Source organism: Dietzia sp. 111N12-1 (assembly GCF_001658045.1).
Lineage (GTDB): Bacteria > Actinomycetota > Actinomycetes > Mycobacteriales > Mycobacteriaceae > Dietzia > Dietzia kunjamensis.
Map to the genome: position 1 here is coordinate 81060 of NZ_LSSV01000104.1, position 18670 is coordinate 99729.

Consider the following 18670-nt stretch of genomic DNA (forward strand, 5'->3'; position numbering starts at 1 on the left):
AGGCCGGGGCCGGATCTGGGGCCGGGGCCAGAACAGGGGCCGGATCTGGGGCCGGACTCAGGGGACGATGTTGACCATCTTGCCCGGCACCACGATGACCTTCTTCGGCGCCGCCCCGGCGAGGTTCTCCTGCACCTTGGCATCTGCCAGGGCCGCGGCCTCGACATCAGCGGGCGTGGCGTCGGCGGGAACGGTGATGCGCGAGCGCACCTTGCCCTTGATCTGCACCGGGTACTCGACGGAGTTCTCGACCAGGTAGGACTCGTCGTGCTCGGGGAACGGCCCGTGGGCGAGCGACCCGGTGTGCCCGAGCCGCGACCACAGTTCCTCGGCGAGGTGCGGGGCGACGGGCGCCACCATGAGCACCAGCGGCTCGACGACCGAGCGTGGGGCGCCCGGCCCCTCGGTCGGGTACGTCTTGGTCAGGGTGTTGACGTACTCGATGAGCTTGGCGATCGCGGTGTTGTCGCGCAGCCCGGCGAAGTCGTCGCGGACCCCGGCGATGGTCTTGTGCAGCGCCTTGAGCACGTCCTCGCCCGGCGCGCCGTCCGCCGGCTCGGTGTCGGTGACGCGGACCTCGCCGGTGGTCTCGTCGATCACCACGCGCCAGAGCCGCTGCAGGAAGCGGTGCGCGCCCACGACGTCCTTGGTGGCCCAGGGCCGGGAGGTGTCGAGCGGGCCCATGGACATCTCGTACACGCGCAGGGTGTCGGCGCCGTAGGAGTCGCAGATCTCGTCCGGGGAGACGGAGTTCTTGAGCGACTTGCCCATCTTCCCGTACTCCTGGAACACCTCGATCTCGGCGGCGCCGGCGGAGGTGTCGGTCCAGAAGAATTTCCCGTCGCGCTCGGTCACCTCGGCCGCCGGCACGTAGACGCCACGGGCGTCGGTGTAGGCGAAGGCCTGGATGTAGCCCTGGTTGTACAGGCGTCGGTAGGGCTCCTCGCTGGTGACGTGGCCCAGGTCGAACAGCACCTTGTGCCAGAAGCGGGAGTAGAGCAGGTGCAGCACGGCGTGCTCGACGCCGCCGACGTAGAGGTCGACGCCGCCCGGGTCGTTCGCGCCGTGGGTCTCGGGCCGGGGCCCGGTCCAGTAGCGCTCGTTCTCCAGGGCGCACAGCTGCTCGGAGTTGGTGGGGTCGATGTAGCGCAGCTGGTACCAGCTCGAGCCGGCCCAGTTGGGCATGACGTTGGCGTCGCGGGTGTAGGTCTGCAGGCCATCCCCGAGGTCGAGCTCGACGGTCATCCAGTCGGTGGCCTTGGCCAGCGGCGGGGACGGCACGGAGTCGGCGTCGTCGGGGTCGAACGAGACGGGCTTGTAGTCCTCGACCTCGGGCAGCTCGACGGGCAGCAGCTCGTCGGGCAGGGCGTGGGGCACGCCGTCGGAGTCGTAGACCACCGGGAACGGCTCGCCCCAGTAGCGCTGGCGGGCGAACAGCCAGTCGCGCAGCTTGTACTGGATGGTGCCCTCGCCGGTGCCCTGGCCCTCGAGCCACGCGATGGTGGCGGCCTTGGCCTCGTCCACGGCCAGCCCGTCGAGCACCAGCCCGCCGGAGTTGGTGGAGTTCACGGCCACGCCGTCGCCGGTGAAGGCCTCGGCCTGCACGTCGATCTCCGAGCCGTCCGCCGGCGCCACGACCTGCACGATGGGCAGGCCGAAGGCTCCTGCGAACTCGTGGTCGCGGGCGTCGTGGCCGGGCACGGCCATGATCGCGCCGGTGCCGTAGCCCATGAGCACGTAGTCGGCGACGAACACGGGGATCTGCTCGCCGTTGACCGGGTTGATGGCGTTGACGCCGAGGAAGACGCCGGTCTTCTCCTTGTTCTCCTGGCGTTCCAGGTCGGTCTTCTGCGCTGCGCGCCGGCGGTACTCCACCACGGCCTCGGCGGGCGAGGAGTGGCCGCCGGTCCAGCGCTCGTCGAGCCCGCCCCCGGCGCCCGCACCGGCCGCGCCGGCCTCCGGCCAGAACGGGCCGGCCAGCTCGTCGACCAGCGGGTGCTCGGGCGACAGGACCATGTAGGTGGCGCCGAAGAGGGTATCGGGGCGGGTGGTGAACACCTCGATGGACTGGTCCGCCACGGCGAAGCGGACGCGGGCCCCCTGGGAGCGGCCGATCCAGTTGCGCTGCATGGATTTGACCTTGTCGGTCCAGTCGAGGCGGTCGAGATCGTCGACCAGCCGGTCGGCGTACGCGGTGATCCGCATCATCCACTGGCTCAGGTTCTTGCGGAAGACGGGGAAGTTGCCGCGCTCGGAGCGGCCCTCGGCGGTGACCTCCTCGTTGGCCAGGACGGTGCCCAGCCCGGGGCACCAGTTGACCGTGGAGTCGGAGAGGTACACCAGCCGGTGGGCGTCGAGGACCTTCTCCTGCTCGGCGCGTGAGAGCTCGGCCCAGTCGCGGCCGGCGTGCTCGCCCGGCAGGGGGCGGGCACCGGAGACGAACTGCTCGACCAGCTCGGAGATGGGCCGGGCGCGGCCGGTGCGGGTGGGGTGCTCGCCGCCGTCGATCGCGCGGGCGGGGGCCTCGGGGTCGTACCAGGAGCCGTGGATCTGCAGGAAGATCCACTGGGTCCACCGGTAGAAGTCGGTGTCGGTGGTGGCGAACACGCGGCGGCGGTCGTGGCCCAGGCCGAGGCGGCCAAGCTGGCGCTCCATGTTGGCGATGTTGGCCTCGGTGGTCACGCGCGGGTGCTGGCCGGTCTGGACGGCGTACTGCTCGGCGGGCAGGCCGAAGGCGTCGTAGCCCAGGGTGTGCAGGACGTTGGTGCCGAGCATGCGGTTGTAGCGGGCGAAGACGTCGGTGGCGATGTACCCGAGCGGGTGGCCGACGTGCAGGCCGGCGCCCGACGGGTAGGGGAACATGTCCTGGACGAAGAGCTTGTCCTCGGGCGGGGCGGCGCCGTCCGGGTCGGCGAGGGGGCCGACGGGGTTCGGGGCCTCGAACGTGCCGCGCTCGGCCCATTCGGCCTGCCAGCGCGACTCGATCTCCCCGGCCAACCCGGCTCCGTAGCGGTGGGCCGGTCCGGTGTCGGACTGCGGTCCGGTCTCGGACTGCACGCCGGTGGCGGTCTGGTCGCTGCTGCTCACGGTTGTCTGCTCTCCCTGGTATCGCCGGTGCCCACACGCAGGCGGTGTCCAGCCTAAACCCTGGGGCGGGTCGGGCCGCGTCAGCGTGTGGGCACCGCCCCGTCGGCCGAGGGCGGGGTTGATCAGCCCCTGGCGGCGCGACGCCCGGCGATGAGGGCGTCGACGCTGTAGCGCCCGGTGCCGACCAGACCGAACACGGCGACGGCCAGGCCGATCACGGCGACGAGCTCCCAGCCACCGTCGGCGGCGTAGATGCCGGCGGCCTTGTGGACGTAGGCGTAGGCACCGACCATGACGACGACGACGAGGACGGCCACCGCCTGGGTGAGCAGACCCAGGACGAGCAGGATGCCGCCGACGAGTTCCACGGCACCGGCGAACGCGGCCGCGGCCTGGGCTGCGGGGACGCCGACCGACTCGAAGAAGGCGCCGGTGCCGTCCACGCCGTTGACGAAGATCTTCTGCCCGCCGTGCACGATCAGCACAGCGCCCAGCAGGACACGGGCGAGGAGCAGGCCGAGGTCGCGGACGACCGCCGGCACGGGGAGCAGGCGGGTCTCGACGGGGGCCGGGGGCGCGGTGGCCGGCCGCGTGGCGGTGGTGGTGTCGGCGGTCGTGGTGGCGGTGTTGGCGGTCATGCGACTCCCTCTGTAGATGATGTGACACACATTCCTAACCGGGCCCTATGTGTTGTGTCAACTAACGGGGTACGGTGGGTGCATGGCTGAACAGGCTCCGGGTCAGGACGTGCGATGGTTGGACGACGAGGAAAAGGCGCTGTGGCGTGACTACCTCGCGATCCAGGGGCGCCTGCATCTGGAGATCCAGCGCGACCTCAAGACCTCGTCGAGCCTCACGGAGCCCGAGTTCGAGGTGCTGGTCTACCTCAGCGAGGCCGACGGTCCGCTGCGGATGACCGCGCTCGCCGACGCGTTGCAGTGGGAGCGCAGCCGCCTGTCCCACCAGGTCACCCGGATGGTCAAGCGCGGGCTCGTGGAGCGCACCAGTTGCCCCGACGACGGCCGCGGGGCGTTCGTGTCCACCACCGACGAGGGCATGGCCGAGATCGAGAAAGCCGCGCCCGATCACGTCGCCACGGTGCGGCGGGAGTTCCTCGACCGCCTCAGCGCGAAGGACAAGCGCGAACTCGCCCGGTTGCTCGCCCAGGTCCGGGGTCCCGGCGGGGCTGAGTCGAATCGGAGATCCGACGTCGCGGGCGTACCCTCGGTGGCGTGAACGCAGTGCTCGTGGTGGTCATGGTGCTCCTCGTGGCGCTCGCCCTCGTGCTCGCGGGCACGGGTGTCGCGGCGCTGGTCGGCAGACTGCCCGGCAACGGCGTCCTGGGCGTACGCACCCCGGAGACCCGCCGCTCCCCCGAGGCCTGGGAACTCGCCAACCGCGCCGCCGCACCCTCGTTCCTCGGCGCCGGTCTCGTGCTGCTGCTCGGTGCGCTCGCCCTGGGACTGATCGGCGGATGGGTCGGCGGCCTCGTCGTCGTCGTCTCCCTCGTCGCCTCCCTCGCCCTGCTCAGCGTCGCCGGCCTGGCCGGGGCACGCGCGGCGGCCAGGTGGGACGCCACATCCGGTGACCAGGGCGGCTGTGGCTGCGGCCCCGACGGCTGCGGCGGCCACTCCGCCGGCGCAGCCGACCCCGCCGCCACCGACGCCTCGACCTGCGGTGACTCGGGCTCCTCCCCCGACGGCGCCGCCTCCTGCTCCCCCGCCGGCTCCACGCCCGGCGACCCCGCCGCGGACTGCGGCGTGACCGGCGGCTGCGGCACCTGCGTCCTGCAGGGCATGTGCGAGACGGAGAGCACGGGTCACTGACCCGGCCGCCGAGCCGGCCACTGAGCCCCCACAGAACCGGCCCCCGGCTCCTCCGGTGGCCGTCGGTCCGGTGGCCGTCGCGCACGGTCGCCTCTACGGTCGAAAGGTCCATCCGTCTCACACCGCGAAGGAGAGCCTCATGGCCGACACCGCAGCCGCCGGGGACGTCGTCGACATCCTCACCGCCGACCACCGCGAGATGGTCGGACTCCTCGAGTTGATCGAGGACACCGCCGACCCGGAGGAGCGCCGCTCGCTGGCGGACTCCGCCATCGCCGAGGTCGTACGCCACTCCGTGGCCGAGGAACTGTTCGTCTACCCCGTCTACGAGCGCGAGGTGCCGGACGGCGCGGACGAGGTCGAGCACGACAAGGAAGAGCACCAGGAACTCGAAGAGGTGATGAAGGAACTCGAGGGCCTGGACGCCGGGAGCGCCGAATTCATCGCCACCGTGAAGCGATTCAAGGAACTCCTCGACCACCACGCCGACGACGAGGAGTCGGACCAGTTCCCCAAGATGCGGAAGCACATCTCCGCCGAGGACCTGGTCGACCTGGGCCGCAAGGTCGAGGCCGCCAAGAAGATCGCCCCGACCCGGCCGCACCCCGGTTCACCGCACTCCGAGCTGTTCCACATGACCCTGGGGCCCGGCGTCGGCATGGTCGACCGCCTCCGCGACGCCCTGAGCGGACGGGCCAAGAACACCTGACCTCTCCGCGCCCGGCCCCGGCGACCACCCGCTCGGGGCCGGGCCGCGCGCTCGTACCGGCTAGTTCGTCAGGCTGACCAGCACGGCGACCAGGCCGCAGGTGGCCATCACGACGACCAACACCACCAGACCGACGTTGTGGGCCGCCCGCGTCTGCGGCACCTCGGCCCCGCGGACGAAGCGCCCGACCCGCCGCTCGTGGTGACGCTGCACCCGGAGCAGCGCCAGCAGCGGGACCACGGTGAGCAACGAGAACACCGACGCCCAGAACGCCGACGTCTCCGCCACCAGCTTGGCGATGAGGATGATGTTCACGCCCACCACGGCCCACGTCCGGGCCCACGACAGGCTGGTGCGCTCGGCGGCCAGTCCCGCGTCGGGAGGCACCGCCCGCGGTTCCACCCCGATCCGCCGCTGCCGGGGCATCCTCATGCGAAGGTGCCGCCCAGGATCGCCACGATGAGCAGGACCGCGCCGATCGAGATCCCCAGCACCAACAGGATGGATGCCTGCGGCATGGGCAGCGGCCGCTGGTGACGCATCGAGGCCTCGATCCGTATCCACCGTCGGAACGCCACGATCGCGAGCACCGCCGCCAGCACCAGCAGGATGCAGGCCAGCGGCGTGCGGACGACCTCCGGGATCTCCTCCCCCGCGAACGCCTCCATCGCCACCGCGCCCGCCGTCAACCCGAGGCTGGTGCGGATCCAGGCCAGGAAGGTGCGCTCGTTGGCGAGCGTGAACCGGGGGTCCGGTTCCTCGCCGTCCCGCAACGCCCTGGGCCGCCACCCCTCCGGGGCCTGTCCGGTCTGTCCGGCCTGTCCGGTCATCGCCTGCGCTCCGTCATGGTGCCGAGCCTATCGGTCGCCCCCTTCCCCCCTGGTGGTGGAATAGGCGGATGGGCATTCTGCGTCGTCTCCGGATCGAGCCGTTCATCCTGGCGATCCTGGCGGCGGTGGTGGTCGCCGCGTTCCTGCCCGCCACCGGTGGCGCGGCCGACGCGCTCGACTGGGTGACGACGATCGGCATCGCCGTGCTGTTCTTCCTCTACGGCGCGCGCCTCGAGCCCCGCGAACTGGTGGTCGGTCTCACGCACTGGCGGCTCCACTCGGTCGTGCTCGCCTCGACGTATCTCCTGTTCCCGCTCCTCGGTCTGCTCGGCCAGTGGCTTCTCACGCCCGTGCTCGGCGCCTCCCTGGCCGCCGGGTTCCTGTTCCTCACCCTGGTCCCGTCGACCGTCCAGTCGTCCATCACCTTCGTCGCGATCGCCCGCGGTCACGTCAGCGCGGCGGTGGTGTCGGCGTCGGTGTCCAACCTGCTGGGGGTGGTGATCACTCCCCTGCTTGTGTTCGCCCTCATGACCACCGACGGGTCCGTGGTCATCACGTGGGACTCGGTCGGCACGATCGCCCTGCAGCTGCTCCTGCCGTTCGTGGCGGGCCAGCTCCTGCGGACCTGGGTCCTGCCGGTCATCCGCAGGATCAAGCGGATCGCGCTGTTCGACAAGACCGTCATCGTGCTGGTGGTCTACGCGGCGTTCTCCGACGGGGTCGCCGACGGGATCTGGTCGACGATCGGCGCCGCCGAGCTGGCCTGGTTGATCCTCGCGTGCTGCGTGCTGCTCGCGGTCGTGCTGGGTCTCACCGAACTCGCCTCCCGGGCCCTGCGTTTCGAGGACCGGGACAAGCGCGTCGTGCAGTTCTGCGGGTCCAAGAAGTCGCTGGCCACGGGTTTGCCGATGGCGGCCGTGCTGTTCGTCGGCCAGCCGATCGGGCTCCTGGTCCTGCCGCTGATGCTGTTCCACCAGATCCAGCTGATCGTGTGCGCGTGGCTGGCCGGCCGGTACGGGCGGGCCGCAGACACTGACGCCGGCGCCGGCACCGACCCCGGCGCGGGAGCGTAGGGGGCGCCAGGGGCGCGACGACCCCTCCGCGGGTCACCGCGCCGGTGACCTGCCCGTCCCCAGCTCCACCACCGCGGCGGGGTCGCCCAGGCGCGGCCCGAGGACGACCAGAACGGCGAACACCGCAGCGGTGACGAGCGCCAGGCCGATCCACAGTGGGTGGAGGCGCGGGCCGCAGGCGCGCGCTATGAGGGCGCCGACCAGCGCCCCGGCGGTGTTGAACAGCAGGTCCGTGACGTCGGAGTGTCCCAGGGCGAGGGCGTACTGGAGGACCTCGCCCGTCGCGCTGATCGCCGCTCCGGTGACGACGACGAGGACCGCCCCGGCCCGGCTCTCCAGCAGGATGTACAGGAGCACCCCGAGCGGCACGAAGAAGGCCAGGTTGCCGAGCGCGTCGAACACCGGGCCGAACCAGGTCTGGGCGTCCCGGAACTGGGCCAACGGTACCCATTCGACCGAGCGACCGCGCTGGGATTCCGGTCGCCACAGCAGCCCGATCACGAAGAAGGCCTTGAGCATGGTCAGCGCCACCACCACGGCGCCGTAGGCGACCACGGCGAGCGCGGCCCAGCCTCGGACCCTCGGATCTGTCGGTCGCGTCACGGGCACAATCCTCACACGGGCCCCGGCAACGGAGACGGTCCCGGTCTGGCCGGGACCTCGGGCCCGGAGCGCCGTGGGTCCCGTCAGCCCCGGTGGGCGTCGAGGAATGCCCGGAGTGCCGCGGCGACCTCGGCCGGGCGTTCCTCCGGCGCGAAGTGGCCACAGTTCTCGATGAGGTGCAGTTCGCTGCCGGGGATCGCGGCGTGGAGTCGGTGCGCCCAGTCGGTGACCTGCCAGGTGTCGTCGGCACCCCAGACCAGCTGCACCGGGATCCGACCGAGCCTGTCCAGCTGGTCGGAGATCTCCAGCGTGTGGCGCGGGTCGTAGTGCGCGACCTGGTGCCGGAAGAAACTCGGTTGGCCGATCGGCCCGCTGATGAGGTCGACGTACACCTCGAGCGCGGCGGGGTCGAAGTTCGCCGGGTCGCTGTGCGTGGACAGCAGCCAGTCGCGGAAGTGCGCCCGATGCTCGGCGTCCGGCGTACGGGCCAGCTCGTCCAACCCGTCGGCCATCTGTTGCCGGGTCCGCTCGGAGGGGTAGCTGTCGAAGCTCACCACGTCGATGAGGGTCAGGGACCGCAGGCGCCCGGTCGACTGCACGCCAAAGCGTTGCGCGATCCCGCCGCCGATGTCGTGGGCCACCAGGTGGAACGTGTCGAGTCCCCACTCCCCCAACAGCCCCTCGAGGACGGCGACCTGCCCGGTGATCGACGTATCCACCTCCGGGTCCCGCGGCCGCTCCGACAGCCCGTATCCGAGGAGGTCGAAGACGTGGACGCGGTACCCGGCCCCGGTGAGGACGGGCACCACGTCGCGCCAGATGTACGACGACGAGGGCGTTCCGTGGAGAAGGACGACGGGTTCGCCCTCGCCGTGCACGCCGATCGAGATCCGGTGGCCGTCGATGACGGCGTGGCGGTCGACGATGTGGTTCACGGTGTCGCCCTTCCGAAACGGTTGCCCGCTGTGACCCAACTTACTATGGTGGGCGGTGAGTTCAGCAGCGAGCTCACGATATCCCCTCGGAGATGTCCGTGAAACACTCGTTGCAGGTACTCATACGTGTCGGGGCCCGCCCCGGCCCTGTCCGCGTCGAAGTCGAAGGCTGTCTGACACAGGCTAGCTGTCCCGATCTCATCCGGATCCTCGATCACGGCACCCGGATGGCCGGGTGCGCCCACATCTGGGTGGATCTCTTCAGTCTCGACCACATGGATCTGGCCGGAGTCGCGGCGCTGAGGGATTACGCGCGCCATCGGCAGGACTCGGACGACGACTGCCCCCGGATCAGCATCTACGCCCCGTCGGTCCCCCGCCCGTGTACCGCCGTGCCGGGGCACGTCGCGCGGTACGGGTCGCCTTCGGCATCCCGCATCCTCTCGGGAGGGTGGAGATGAGCAACCCCACCGCGTTCACCGCCTCGGAGGAAAGGTGGTCGTGGGCCGACCACGGCAACTGTGTGGGCAGTCCCGACCTGTTCTACAACAGCGACGATGAGCCGAAGTCCTCCCGTCGGAAGCGGGAGGAGTGGGCCAAGCGGCTCTGCGAAAGCTGCCCCGTGATGTCGGCGTGTCGCCGGTACGCCCTGGAGAACCGCGAGCTCTACGGGGTGTGGGGTGGCATGACGGAGAACGAACGCCACCGTCTGGCTGGACGGGCCAGAACCGGCTGATCGGGAGGGTAGCGTGGGATACGACCACGACCGACACCACGTGAAGACGCCGCTCTTGACGGAGCCCTTCGGAACTCGCTCCGGCGGAAGCCGGGTTACAGATCTCGGGGAGTTTTCTCGCCGAAGGACTCTCCGATGCCTGCTGACAGCGCCCCACACCCCCTCGCCATGACGTTGTACGACCTGTTGGCCGAGGACCGTGATGTCCCCGATCTCCTCGACGATCTGGCTCGTCTCGCGGCCGACCACCTTCAACGGAGTCAGGACGTCCACTGCGGCATCATTCTCCGGCGGGAGAAAAGCAAGATCGTCGTTGCCAGTAGCTCCGAGACGGCGTCGCAGATGGACGAGATCCAGGCGGGTTTCGAACAGGGACCGTGCATACAGGCGATGACGGACGGGGCGATCATCGTGGTGACGGACGCGCGAGCGGAGTCACGTTGGCCCGACTACATGGAGGTCGTCCGGGGCCACGGCCTCGCGAGTGCGCTCGCTGTCCCGCTGGAACTGGGGGAACTCGGTGAGGCGGCGATGAACTTCTACACCCGGCATCCCGGCCTGTTTGACGAGGACGACGTGGTCGACGCGCAGCGCTACGCTGACCTCGTCGGCAAAGCGCTCCGCATCGCGCTGCGGATCGCGGACCACGCCGACGCCGCGCGGCATCGGCGCGCCGCGATGGAGAGCCGCACCGCGATCGACATCGCGATCGGGATCATCATGGCGCAGAACCGCTGTTCACAGGATGAGGCCTTCTCGGTCCTGCAGGGGGCGTCGAGCCACCGCAATGTCAAGCTCCGACTTCTGGCCGAGGAAGTCGTCGCGTCCCTGGGGCACGGCGCCCCCGAGACGCCGTTCGACGCCTGACGGACGCGCGGTCTCCGGCCGGGGCACCCCGGGGTGCCCCGGGGCGCAGACGTACGGCCCTCCGGTCAGGCCCCCAGGTCGGAGACGATCCGCTTGGCCAGTTCCTCAGAGGACTGCGGGTTCTGACCTGTGTACAGGTTGCGGTCCACCACCACATGTGAGCCCCACGGCTCGGCGGCGGAGGAGTAGTCGGCGCCCAGCTCGACGAGCTTGTCCTCGAGAAGCCAGGGCGCGCCCTCGGCCAGGCCGACCTGCTCCTCCTCGACGTTGGAGAACCCGGTCATCTTGTACCCCGCGAACGGCGAGGACGACGCATCCTCCGAGGCCGCGAGCACGGCGGCGGGGGCGTGGCACAGCATGGCCAGCGGCTTCTCCGCGGTCACCCGCTCGGCGAGGATCGCACCGGAGGTCTTGTCCACGGCGAGGTCTTGCAGGGGGCCGTGGCCGCCCGGGTAGAACACCACGTCGAACTCGTTGTGATCGACGGAGGCCAGGTCGGAGGGCGAGTTCAGGACGGGCGCGAGCCGGTCGAGCGAGGCCTTCACCTTGTCGAGTGTCTCCGGGTCACCGGCGCCTTCGCCGAGGCTGGCCTGGTCGACGGTGGGAGCGCGCCCACCCGGGGTCGCCACGGTCACGGACCAGCCGGCGTCGGTGAACACCTCGTACGGGGCCACGAACTCCTCGGCCCAGAAACCGGTGGGATGTTCCGACCCGTCCTTGAGGGTCCAGTGGTCGGCTGCGGACATGATCATCAGTACGTTAGCCATGCCGCGACAGTACGGATCTCGGGGCGACTCGCAACTGGTCGCGCGATATCAGTGCGGGTTACCTTCTGCTGTGATCCCGGTCACGCATCAGAGCCTTCTCACGCAATTGTGATGTCACCGCGATTCACTTACCGATCGCTGTTACCTGCGGGTTCGCCTGCTTCCCCGAGTTAGGCGACATATCAGCAGGTCACAGGATTATTCGCCAGGCGATCTCGTTAGTGAGGAAAACGTTGAGGCACCGCCGACACAGTCTTAATGTTCACGCCGCATGAGCTGAGGGGTTCAGCATCCGCCCGGACGAATGGCGCACGGGCATATGACTCGAGGAGGGGTGCCCATGCGGTCAACGCGTCCGCCATTCGCCCGATCCATGTCGCTCATGGTTCTCACCGGATTGGCCCTGCTCGGGTTTTCGGCGGGAGCGGGAGCAGCTTGGCTCTCCGGGGGGACGGCGACAGCCACAGCGGCTGGGCCGGTGGCGTCCTCGGTGCAGCAGTCCGGCCTCACATCAGCCGCACCCTCCCCTACCTCGACGCAACCTTCGTCCTCCACCTCCGCGACCTCGACCGCGCCGGTGAGCAGCGAGCGACTGCCTTCGTCGAGACGCGAGCCGTCGCCGGCCCGCCCGGCCGCCGCGCACGCGCCGGTCGTGCCAGCTCCGCCGCCGGTCGTCCGGGCGCCGGTGTTCCCCGCGCAGCCGGCCGCTCCGGCCCCGTACCGGCCCGCACCGGCGCCCGCTCCGGCTCCCGCGCCAGCGCCTGCACCAGCGCCACCGGCCCCCGAAACCATCACCATCGACCTTGGCGGACGCGGGGAGATCATCCCCCAGGCGCCAATCGCCCCCAGACAGCTCAACATCCCCTGACGCCGAACACGTCAGGTCCACCCACCAAGAGAAAGAAGACTACTCATGCTCGCAGCAGCCACCGCCATCTCCGGAATGATCATCTCCGCCCTGATGGCTCTCGGCCCCATCGCAGCACCTGTCGTCGGCGCCGCGATGGCGGCCGGCCCAGTCGCCACCGCTGGCACCGCGATCGCTGGCATGGTCGGCACTGGCGCTGCAGCAGGCGGTTCAGCCGCCCTGGGTGCAGGTGCAGGTGCCATCGGAGCCAGTCCCCACGCCGCAGTCGGAGTGCAGAACGGAATCACCGATGCGCTCAACCAGGCGAAGGACGCCGCTGCCGGGTCCGTCAACGACCTGAACATCCCGGGTGTTCCGCACATCTCGTTCAACTGAATCGGTACGACAAGCGGTCAGCCGAACAGCGCAGGTTCCGCCCCTCGCGTGGTTGATCTCCTCGCCGCCCTCCCCCCGCGAATGTTGGGTCTGGGAGGGCGGCGGTGCTTCAATAACCCGATGACCAGCGTGACCTACTTCCAGCAGACCGACGCCGACCACCTGCGTCCCGCTGGCCGTGCGGAGCTGACCATCTCCCGCGTCTTCCCCGCCGAGCCGTCGTTCAACTCGCGGATGTACCGCGAGATCGGCGGCGACTGGAATTGGATCGATCGGTTGGAGTGGGCAGAGGGCGACTGGGCTTCGTACTGCTCCGACCCGTGCGTCAGCACGCTGCGTGCGACCCGGGGCGGCGAGATCGTCGGGTTCGCCGAACTCCGCATGAGCCCCTGCGACGAGACCACCGGCCCAGCCTTCAACAACGCTGACGGTGCCGGGGACGACGGCGTCGACGTGGAGATCGTCTACTTCGGCCTGCTCCCCCAATTCGCCGGCCGCGGCCTGGGCGGATGGTTCCTCTCCGAGGTCTGCCGCATCGCCTGGAACGTGCCCGGGTGCCGCCGGGTGTGGCTGCACACCTGCGACGACGACTCCCCCGCCGCCGTCCCCAACTACCTCTCCCGCGGGTTCGTCGAGTACGCCCGCGCGGACACCGGCTGCGCTACCTGCTCCGCCTGATTCAACGGCCGGCGTGCCCCATCGGCCGAACTCGACTCACTGCTCGGGGAGCCGGCTCAGCGCCCGCCCGCTCATCCGGGAGACCAGCTTCTCGGACACCGCGCCGAACGCCTGCAGCTCGTCGTCGTCGAATCCTTCGAACAACCACTCGGCGAGTCCGACGCGCGCGGTCACCACCTCATCCACGATCCGGCGTGACTTCTCCGTCAGGTTGACCAGCCGCACCCGCCGGTCGTCCGGTGGCATCGTGCGCTCCACGTGCCCGCTGGCCACGAGGCCGTCCACCAGCGCGGTCACCTGGCGCGGCGAGCAATCGAGATAGGTGGCGAGCTCCACCTGCTTGCACTCGCCCTGCAGACCCAGGACGAACAACAGCTCGAGCCGCGGCACCGTCAGGTCGTAGTTCGCCGCCGCGCGCGCGATCGATCCCGACATCTGCTCCGCCAACATCAGAGCGCGGTCGAGAATCTCACTCGAGGATAGTGCCACGTGTATATAGTTACCACTATTCACGGTTTCATCCCCGCCGGACCCGGCGGGCGACCAGCCCCAGGAGACACCATGGACGTCACCATCCCGGCAGGCTTCGACTTCACCGACCCCGACCTGTTCTCCAAGCGGCTCCCCCACGACGAGTGGCGCAAGCTCCGGCAAACCGAACCGATCCACCGCGTCGAGAAGCGCGCGGGCTCCGACGGGTTCGACGACGACCACTACTGGCTGGTCACCAAGCATGCCGACGTCAAGGAGATCTCGCGCCTGACCGGGGAGGTGTTCTCCGCCGGCGAGAACACGATGATCCCGCGGTTCGCCGAGGGAACCGACCGATCGATCATCGAGGCCCAGCGGTCGATGCTCGTCAACGAGGACGGCGAGATCCACAAGAAGCACCGGCGCATCATCTCCCGCGGGTTCACCCCCCGGGGCGTGGCCGGCATGCGCGACGAGCTCGCCGACCGGGCACGCAAGATCGTCACCGCCGCCGCCGAGTCGAACGCCGACGACTTCGTCACCGCCATCGCCTCCGAGCTGCCGCTCCAGGCGATCGCCGACCTACTGGGCGTGCCGCAAGAGGACCGCCACAAGATCTTCGAGTGGTCCAACATCATGACCAGCTACGACGCCGGCGGCGACCCTGACGCTCCCGCCATCGCGTCCATGGAGCTCATCGGGTACGCGAACGCCATGGCCGAGGACCGCGCCGCCAACCCGCGCGACGACATCGTGACCAAGCTCGTCCAGGCCGACGTCGACGGCGAACATCTCTCCGCCGAGGAGTTCGGTTGGTTCGTCACCCTCCTGGCCGTGGCCGGCAACGAGACCACCCGCAACGCCACCACCCACGGCATGGTCGCCATGCTCGAGCACCCCGAGCAGTGGGAACTGTTCAAGCGCGAGCGGCCCGAGACCGCCTACGACGAGATCCTGCGGTGGGCCTCGCCGATCACCCAGTTCCAGCGCACCGCCATGGAGGACACCGAGATCGGAGGCGTGTCGATCGCGAAGAGCGACCGCGTCCTGATCTGCTACGGCTCCGCGAACTTCGACGAGGAGGTCTTCGACGACCCCTTCAGCTTCAACATCCTGCGCGATCCGAACCCCCACGTCACCTTCGGCGGCCAGGGCCCGCACTACTGCCTCGGCGCCAACCTCGCGAAGATGCAGCTCGAGCTGATCTTCAACGCCGTCGCCGACTACTTCCCGGATCTGACCGCGCTCGGCGACCCCACGCGGCTCCGGTCGGGGTGGCTCAACGGCCTGACCGAGTGGAAGGTCGACCTGGGCACGTGCCCGGTGGTCCACTGAGCGGCAGGCGGGGCCGGCAGGCTCACACCAGCAGGGTCTGCAGCAGCATGTAGGTCGCGGTCCCCAGCACGATGCTCGCCGCGGCCCGTCGAAACGCCAGGTGCACAGCCAGAGTGAGCCCCAACGCGACGGCCGCCGGCACCCACGAGCCGAGCTCGGTGGTCGTGTCCCGCAGGGTGTAGACCACCAGCACGACCATCACGCCGGCGGGCATCGTGCGGCCCAGATAGCGGACGACACCGGAATCGCGCAGCCGGGTCAGCGCCAGGAACGGGGCGGCCCGCAGCGCGAGCGTCACGAGGAACATCACGCCCAGCCCGGCGAGCAGGTAGGCGGTCCCGGGCACCGCGGCGGTCACGAGGCGTCCCGCCCGGCACGCACGGCCCAGGCATAGCGCAGCAACAGCACCACGACGAACGCGCACAGGCCCACGATGAGCATCTGCCCGGGCGCCACCACCGCCGCGACCAGGCCGCAGACCAGGCCGATCACCGGCGCCGGCAGGTCTCCCGAGGACCGCCACGCGTCCACCGCAAGCACGGCGAACAGGGCGGTCAGCGCGAACTGCAGCCCGTCCAGTCCTTCCGGCAGCGCGGATCCCACGAGCGCACCGACGATGCCCGGCACCACCCACAGCGACTGGCAGGTGATCGCGATGGTCAGCGTCCGGGCGCCGGTCATCTCCACGCGCCGCTTGGTGGCGGTGATCGCGTACACCTCGTCGGTGAGGGCGTAGACGGCATAGAGTCGGCCGAGCCGAGAGCGGATGGATTCGATCGGGAAGCTCAGCCCGTAGAAGACGTGCCGGAAGTTCACCAGGAACGCCGCGGCGGCCAGCGAGTACAGGGGAGTGACCGCGGTGAGCAGGCCGATCGCGAGGAACTCCATGGAGCCGGCGTAGATGACGATGGAGAACACCGGTGCCCACCACCAGTCGAACCCGGCCTGCGTCATCAGCACCCCGAACGCCAGACCGAGCGGGACGAGTCCCAGCCCGACGGTCGAGCAGTCGGCAAGACCCTTGCGGATCTCTGCGCTGGTGGAGGGGGCGTGCGGCACGCCGGGCAGTCTAGCCAGCCACGATTTGGCATCACCCCCGTCGGAGCCCTTCCGCGCTCGCGCCGGACGGCGCACACTCGGGGCATGAGCGCACACCAGCCCGGGACCCCGCCCGCCCCCACCGTGTGGCACTGCTTCCGGTGCGCGGACGCCCGCGCCGTCATCGACTGGTTGGTCGAGGCCCTGGGATTCGTCGAGACCGTCTCCCATGCCGAGGACGGCCGCATCGTGCACGCCGAATTGCTGTGGCCAGAGGGTGGCGGCATCATGCTCGGTGACCAACGGCCGGGGCCGGATGATCCCCATGCGATGCCGCCGGGAACCGGGTTGGCCTACGTGGTCACCGCCGACGCGGATGTCGTCTACGAGCGCGCCCGAGCGGCGGGCGCCGAGATCGTCATGGGGCTCCACGACACCGACTACGGGGATCACACCTTCTCCGCCCGCGACCCGGAGGGCAACGTGTGGTCGGTGGGGCAGTACCGAGGCGAACCATTTCCGGAACCGGCACCGTGACATAACCGGGGTCGGAACCACCAAGGACAACGCAGAACAACTCAGAACAACTACACACGAGGCTCTGAACTGCACCGACGCTATAAGCCAACATCCCTGGCAGGCCGAAGTTGTTTACTAGTTGTTTCAATAACTCCACAACAACTCGGGCTACTCTGTTCCCATGATGAGCCCGCTCCCTCAAGAAGTGGCCCACGCGCTGGACGCGATCAGAGCGGGAGCCACTGGCGATGCGCTCGAATCCTCGACGCTTGATTTCAAAGAAGACCCCGCCCGGGTACCGACCAGACAGCGTGGCAGCGGAAACCCAGACGCCAAGGTGGTCGAGTCCGTTCTCGATGCGGCGATTTGCTTTGCAAACGGCTCCGCCGGAGAAGCCCACATCGTCCTCGGGGTGGCGGACAAACGTGCTGGACTGGAAGCGTTCAGCGGGACGGATCGCGACGCACAGTGGGTCGAGCGGAAAGTATTCGAGAGCACGATCCCACATTTGCGGGTCGAGGCGCGCGACCTCAGCTACCACGAAGTTCGTCTGCTGTTGATCCGGGTCCCCGCAGGTCTGTCTGTCTACACGAGGACGAATGGCGCAGCGCGTCGCCGAGTCGGCACCCAGTGTGTACCAATGACTGAAAACGATCGGCGCGCCCTGCAGTATGCGCGTGCGAATCCGGATCTCACCGCCCGACCCTCCTCGTCGACCCTCGACGATCTCGACTACCTCGCCCTGAAACGGGCAACAGAACTACTGTCCGCAAGACGAGCCGCCACCGGTGATGGCACCGCCGCCCCCGCAGAGCCGCTGGCACTGCTGAGAGAACTGGGCCTACTCACCGACTGCGGAGAAATCACCGAGGCCGCAGTCCTCTTGTTCGGCCGCAGTCGCCCGGGGGCGGTAGTCGCCAGGCACCTGCTTCGTCAGGTTCCAGGCGGCGATCCGACCGTTACTGAAATCTCAGGGCCCGTCGTGCTCGCAACAGAACAACTGCAAACCCTCATTCAACGGCACTCCGACGCTGAAATCGCTCGGGTCGACCTCGGGACCGGCCAGGAGGTCCCTGTCCCGGCTTTTCCATCGACCGCCGTTGACGAGGTGGTGTCTAACGCGTTGGTCCACCGAGACTGGTCAATGTCATCACCCGTCGTCGTCGACCAGGCTCCTCGCCTGCTGAAAGTCTGGTCGCCGGGCGCGCTTCCGTTCGGAGTGGATATTCACCGACTACTCACTGTTCAATCGGTTCCGCGAAATAACAAACTAATGGCGGGAATGCGCCAACTGGGCCTCGCGGAGGAATCCTCTCGTGGCTTCGATCGAATGTGGCGGTCGATGTTGGCCACAGGGCGGGAAGCCCCCGAGGTCGATGCCGACGACTTCCACGTTGAGGTGAGACTCGTCGCATCCAGACCTGACACCAATTTCATAGCCGCTCTTAACCGATTCAGGAGGCAGTTCGGCGACAACATCATCGACGCGGTTCCCACGTTAATCGTGCTGCGACATCTGTCCCGCGCGCCTCTGATGACAGTTCGTCAGGTGCAGCGCGAGACTCAAGGTGGGCCGGCTGAATCACTTCAGGTAATGATTTGGCTCGAGGACGAGGGACTGGTGCAGCCGGTGACGAGCCGTGGCGACGAGTGGGTTTTGACTTCCGCTGCTCTCGCTTGTCTGGGGTCCGCGGTGCCGGCAGGGTTGTCGACGGTATCGGTTCAGGAGTGGGTGGAGGAGCACCTCAGAGCCGGTGACTCCTTGACCAATCGCGACATTGTCGAAGCGACGGGGCTGGACGGGCGGGAAGTAACCCAGCTCCTGCGGTACCTGCGGCAGACAGGCCGCGCACAGATCGACCCGGACGGACCGAGCCGGGGTCCCACGGTGCGATGGCGGGCGGCCGGTACGGGGCCCGCGGGATAGGCAGCGGGAACTGGCCGGAGCAGGTC

General features: G+C 69.2%; 21 protein-coding genes. 11 read left to right on the forward strand and 10 right to left on the reverse strand.

All coding sequences use genetic code 11. The annotated features are described in order from the left end of the window. Positions 1-57: 57 nt before the first annotated feature. Both AYO52_RS17155 and AYO52_RS17160 read right to left on the reverse strand, forming a co-directional pair. Complete coding sequence (locus AYO52_RS17155) at positions 58-3087, reverse strand: leucine--tRNA ligase (RefSeq protein ID WP_067720126.1); 3030 nt, start codon at positions 3085-3087, stop codon at positions 58-60. A gap of 122 nt (positions 3088-3209) precedes the next feature. Then, entirely contained in the window at positions 3210-3725 is a 516-nt protein-coding gene (locus AYO52_RS17160; protein WP_082924136.1) for a DoxX family protein, read from the reverse strand. 82 nt (positions 3726-3807) lie between these two features. Here AYO52_RS17160 and AYO52_RS17165 point away from each other — a divergent pair, with 82 nt between their 5' ends. The 3 genes from AYO52_RS17165 to AYO52_RS17175 all read left to right on the forward strand — a co-directional run bounded on the left by AYO52_RS17165 (position 3808) and on the right by AYO52_RS17175 (position 5622). Further along, entirely contained in the window at positions 3808-4323 is a 516-nt protein-coding gene (locus AYO52_RS17165; protein WP_067720128.1) for a MarR family winged helix-turn-helix transcriptional regulator, read from the forward strand. Next, entirely contained in the window at positions 4320-4913 is a 594-nt protein-coding gene (locus AYO52_RS17170) for an SdpI family protein (protein WP_082924137.1), read from the forward strand. The genes AYO52_RS17165 and AYO52_RS17170 overlap by 4 nt, the downstream gene beginning before the upstream one ends. A 139-nt stretch (positions 4914-5052) precedes the next feature. Continuing rightward, positions 5053-5622 carry a hemerythrin domain-containing protein gene (locus tag AYO52_RS17175; protein ID WP_067720240.1) on the forward strand — a complete coding sequence of 190 codons (570 nt, stop codon included), beginning with the start codon at positions 5053-5055 and terminating at the stop codon, positions 5620-5622. Between the two features lie 60 nt (positions 5623-5682). On the opposite strand, the gene AYO52_RS17180 is transcribed toward AYO52_RS17175, so the two are convergent. Both AYO52_RS17180 and AYO52_RS17185 read right to left on the reverse strand, forming a co-directional pair. Then, entirely contained in the window at positions 5683-6054 is a 372-nt protein-coding gene (locus AYO52_RS17180) for a hypothetical protein (RefSeq protein ID WP_067720130.1), read from the reverse strand. Beyond that, a complete protein-coding gene (locus tag AYO52_RS17185; protein WP_067720133.1) occupies positions 6051-6452 on the reverse strand; it encodes a YidH family protein in 402 nt (133 codons plus the stop codon). The genes AYO52_RS17180 and AYO52_RS17185 overlap by 4 nt, the downstream gene beginning before the upstream one ends. A gap of 68 nt (positions 6453-6520) precedes the next feature. On the opposite strand from AYO52_RS17185, the gene AYO52_RS17190 reads away from it, so the two are divergent. Then, on the forward strand, positions 6521-7525 hold the full coding sequence (locus AYO52_RS17190; RefSeq protein WP_067720134.1) for a bile acid:sodium symporter family protein: 1005 nt from the start codon (positions 6521-6523) through the stop codon (positions 7523-7525). A gap of 33 nt (positions 7526-7558) precedes the next feature. On the opposite strand, the gene AYO52_RS17195 is transcribed toward AYO52_RS17190, so the two are convergent. Then, positions 7559-8128: a VanZ family protein gene (locus AYO52_RS17195; protein ID WP_256388227.1), complete on the reverse strand. Its 570-nt coding sequence runs from the start codon at positions 8126-8128 to the stop codon at positions 7559-7561. Positions 8129-8211: 83 nt separating this feature from the next. Then, positions 8212-9063 carry an alpha/beta fold hydrolase gene (locus tag AYO52_RS17200; RefSeq protein ID WP_067720136.1) on the reverse strand — a complete coding sequence of 284 codons (852 nt, stop codon included), beginning with the start codon at positions 9061-9063 and terminating at the stop codon, positions 8212-8214. Between the two features lie 457 nt (positions 9064-9520). Here AYO52_RS17200 and AYO52_RS17210 point away from each other — a divergent pair, with 457 nt between their 5' ends. Then, the gene (locus AYO52_RS17210) at positions 9521-9799 is read left to right on the forward strand and encodes a WhiB family transcriptional regulator (protein WP_067720140.1); all 279 of its coding nucleotides are present in this window, start codon (positions 9521-9523) and stop codon (positions 9797-9799) included. A gap of 135 nt (positions 9800-9934) precedes the next feature. Beyond that, complete coding sequence (locus AYO52_RS17215; RefSeq protein WP_067720142.1) at positions 9935-10666, forward strand: GAF and ANTAR domain-containing protein; 732 nt, start codon at positions 9935-9937, stop codon at positions 10664-10666. A gap of 65 nt (positions 10667-10731) precedes the next feature. On the opposite strand, the gene AYO52_RS17220 is transcribed toward AYO52_RS17215, so the two are convergent. Then, positions 10732-11433 carry a type 1 glutamine amidotransferase domain-containing protein gene (locus tag AYO52_RS17220; RefSeq protein WP_067720144.1) on the reverse strand — a complete coding sequence of 234 codons (702 nt, stop codon included), beginning with the start codon at positions 11431-11433 and terminating at the stop codon, positions 10732-10734. A gap of 913 nt (positions 11434-12346) precedes the next feature. On the opposite strand from AYO52_RS17220, the gene AYO52_RS18475 reads away from it, so the two are divergent. After that, positions 12347-12676 (forward strand): hypothetical protein, encoded by a 330-nt coding sequence (locus tag AYO52_RS18475; protein WP_067720147.1) that lies wholly within the window; start codon positions 12347-12349, stop codon positions 12674-12676. 120 nt (positions 12677-12796) lie between these two features. Beyond that, on the forward strand, positions 12797-13354 hold the full coding sequence (locus tag AYO52_RS17230) for an N-acetyltransferase (protein ID WP_067720150.1): 558 nt from the start codon (positions 12797-12799) through the stop codon (positions 13352-13354). A gap of 36 nt (positions 13355-13390) precedes the next feature. On the opposite strand, the gene AYO52_RS17235 is transcribed toward AYO52_RS17230, so the two are convergent. Continuing rightward, on the reverse strand, positions 13391-13843 hold the full coding sequence (locus AYO52_RS17235) for a MarR family winged helix-turn-helix transcriptional regulator (RefSeq protein ID WP_235027764.1): 453 nt from the start codon (positions 13841-13843) through the stop codon (positions 13391-13393). A 72-nt stretch (positions 13844-13915) separates the two neighbouring features. On the opposite strand from AYO52_RS17235, the gene AYO52_RS17240 reads away from it, so the two are divergent. Continuing rightward, positions 13916-15160 (forward strand): cytochrome P450, encoded by a 1245-nt coding sequence (locus tag AYO52_RS17240; protein WP_067720154.1) that lies wholly within the window; start codon positions 13916-13918, stop codon positions 15158-15160. Positions 15161-15182: 22 nt separating this feature from the next. Here AYO52_RS17240 and AYO52_RS17245 read toward each other — a convergent pair whose 3' ends face one another. Together AYO52_RS17245 and AYO52_RS17250 are read right to left on the reverse strand one after the other, a co-directional pair. Then, positions 15183-15467, reverse strand: a complete 285-nt coding sequence (locus AYO52_RS17245; RefSeq protein WP_067720244.1) for a branched-chain amino acid transporter permease — start codon at positions 15465-15467, stop codon at positions 15183-15185. A 47-nt stretch (positions 15468-15514) separates the two neighbouring features. Further along, positions 15515-16219 carry an AzlC family ABC transporter permease gene (locus AYO52_RS17250; protein ID WP_067720156.1) on the reverse strand — a complete coding sequence of 235 codons (705 nt, stop codon included), beginning with the start codon at positions 16217-16219 and terminating at the stop codon, positions 15515-15517. Positions 16220-16303: 84 nt separating this feature from the next. Here AYO52_RS17250 and AYO52_RS17255 point away from each other — a divergent pair, with 84 nt between their 5' ends. Both AYO52_RS17255 and AYO52_RS17260 read left to right on the forward strand, forming a co-directional pair. Continuing rightward, positions 16304-16735: a VOC family protein gene (locus tag AYO52_RS17255; RefSeq protein ID WP_067720158.1), complete on the forward strand. Its 432-nt coding sequence runs from the start codon at positions 16304-16306 to the stop codon at positions 16733-16735. 163 nt (positions 16736-16898) lie between these two features. After that, a complete protein-coding gene (locus AYO52_RS17260; protein ID WP_067720160.1) occupies positions 16899-18644 on the forward strand; it encodes an RNA-binding domain-containing protein in 1746 nt (581 codons plus the stop codon). Positions 18645-18670 lie beyond the last annotated feature (26 nt).

What these genes read in the sequence shown, in the direction of transcription:
- AYO52_RS17160 (WP_082924136.1), bottom strand. Translation starts at nt 3,725, where the DNA reads ATGACCGCCAACACCGCCACCACGACCGCCGACACCACCACCGCCACG.
- AYO52_RS17165 (WP_067720128.1), top strand. Translation starts at nt 3,808, where the DNA reads ATGGCTGAACAGGCTCCGGGTCAGGACGTGCGATGGTTGGACGACGAG.
- AYO52_RS17175 (WP_067720240.1), top strand. Translation starts at nt 5,053, where the DNA reads ATGGCCGACACCGCAGCCGCCGGGGACGTCGTCGACATCCTCACCGCC.
- AYO52_RS17180 (WP_067720130.1), bottom strand. Translation starts at nt 6,054, where the DNA reads ATGAGGATGCCCCGGCAGCGGCGGATCGGGGTGGAACCGCGGGCGGTG.
- AYO52_RS17185 (WP_067720133.1), bottom strand. Translation starts at nt 6,452, where the DNA reads ATGACCGGACAGGCCGGACAGACCGGACAGGCCCCGGAGGGGTGGCGG.
- AYO52_RS17190 (WP_067720134.1), top strand. Translation starts at nt 6,521, where the DNA reads ATGGGCATTCTGCGTCGTCTCCGGATCGAGCCGTTCATCCTGGCGATC.
- AYO52_RS17210 (WP_067720140.1), top strand. Translation starts at nt 9,521, where the DNA reads ATGAGCAACCCCACCGCGTTCACCGCCTCGGAGGAAAGGTGGTCGTGG.
- AYO52_RS17215 (WP_067720142.1), top strand. Translation starts at nt 9,935, where the DNA reads ATGCCTGCTGACAGCGCCCCACACCCCCTCGCCATGACGTTGTACGAC.
- AYO52_RS17220 (WP_067720144.1), bottom strand. Translation starts at nt 11,433, where the DNA reads ATGGCTAACGTACTGATGATCATGTCCGCAGCCGACCACTGGACCCTC.
- AYO52_RS18475 (WP_067720147.1), top strand. Translation starts at nt 12,347, where the DNA reads ATGCTCGCAGCAGCCACCGCCATCTCCGGAATGATCATCTCCGCCCTG.
- AYO52_RS17230 (WP_067720150.1), top strand. Translation starts at nt 12,797, where the DNA reads ATGACCAGCGTGACCTACTTCCAGCAGACCGACGCCGACCACCTGCGT.
- AYO52_RS17240 (WP_067720154.1), top strand. Translation starts at nt 13,916, where the DNA reads ATGGACGTCACCATCCCGGCAGGCTTCGACTTCACCGACCCCGACCTG.
- AYO52_RS17245 (WP_067720244.1), bottom strand. Translation starts at nt 15,467, where the DNA reads ATGTTCCTCGTGACGCTCGCGCTGCGGGCCGCCCCGTTCCTGGCGCTG.
- AYO52_RS17255 (WP_067720158.1), top strand. Translation starts at nt 16,304, where the DNA reads ATGAGCGCACACCAGCCCGGGACCCCGCCCGCCCCCACCGTGTGGCAC.
- AYO52_RS17260 (WP_067720160.1), top strand. Translation starts at nt 16,899, where the DNA reads ATGATGAGCCCGCTCCCTCAAGAAGTGGCCCACGCGCTGGACGCGATC.